Annotated in this window: 1 protein-coding gene; it reads left to right on the top strand. The window is 33.6% G+C overall.

The annotated features are described in order from the left end of the window. Positions 1–505: 505 nt before the first annotated feature. Positions 506–1,147 (top strand): WD40 repeat domain-containing protein, encoded by a 642-nt coding sequence (locus F6K51_RS37500; RefSeq protein WP_293031313.1) that lies wholly within the window; start codon positions 506–508, stop codon positions 1,145–1,147. Positions 1,148–1,282: the final 135 nt, after the last annotated feature.

Here is a 1,282-nt window from a genome sequence, read left to right as displayed (position 1 = left end):
GACTAAATATCCAGAATTTAGTATATTAATTGCATTAACTAATATACTAACAGCTCGGCGACAACTATTCAATTTTTTAAATATTTCTGAAAATAATATAAATAATCTACCAAAAGAGTTTTACAAAAAAATATCTAAACAAAAAATAAACTTATCAAAATATAGCAAATATTCGGATATAACAATTGACTTAAGTCAAGCTTATGAAAGCAATAAAATTATTGAATTAGGGATTCCACCCAATAACTTTTTGCTTTGTATAACTAATAAAATTCCGTTATCTTATCATTTTTTTACTGTTTGGAATTACACCGAAATAAAGAGAATTTGCGATTTTTTATCAATAGCTCAATATTGCTATATTTATTTAATTTTATTGATATTTGTTATTTACCTATTAAGTATTATATCTTTCTTTTTATATATTCCATCTTTATTTTCAGATTGGATTATACTTTTATTACTTTTTTCATTGTTAATTTCATTATATTTACTTGATCAACTATTGTATTCTATAATAACCTTCATATTTTATGATTCCGCAACAACTCTATCAATCACGCCAGATGGCAACTATGTAATTTCTGGTTCAACTAACAGCACCATTAAAGTGTGGCATCTCGAAACCAAAAAATTACGTTTTGTCCTCAAAGGTCATTACCAGGAGATAACTAGTTTAGCTGTCACCCCAGATGGTAAGTATGTTATTTCTGGCTCCAAGGATAAAACTATCAAACTTTGGAATCTAGAAACTAGAAAGGAATGTTTCACCCTTACAGGTCATAGCGATTCAATCAATACTCTCGCCGTAACCCCAGATGGTAAGTACGTCGTGTCTGGCTCCAAGGATAAGACTATCAAAATTTGGGATTTGGAAAAGCGAGAGGAAATCTTTACCTTTACAGGTCATACGGACTCCATAAATCGGATCAAGATAACATCCAACGGTAAGCTAGTCATTTCTGCATCGTCCGATAAAACACTCCAAGTGTGGGATTTCGAGACTCGGGAAGTTATTGCTACGTTTACTGGAGAAAGTGCCATCAACTGTTGTGCCGTTGCACCGGATGATGTCACCATTGTCGCAGGGGATGAAGGGGGAAATATGCATTTTCTGCGCTTGGAGGGAGTGGGGAGTATGGAGTAGGGAGTAGGGATTAGGGAGTAGGGAGTAGTAATAATAGTTGATTCTTTGTTGATGCAGTCGCTCATGAATGTTGCTAGGTACTATAGGGAAAAGTGTTCTGTCAATTTCTTTTCCTTAAGGGAGATAAAGCTAATG

This window comes from Moorena sp. SIO3I8 (assembly GCF_010692325.1).
In the GTDB taxonomy this organism is placed as follows: Bacteria; Cyanobacteriota; Cyanobacteriia; order Cyanobacteriales; family Coleofasciculaceae; genus Moorena.
This window is presented reverse-complemented; position numbering and strand designations above follow the sequence as displayed.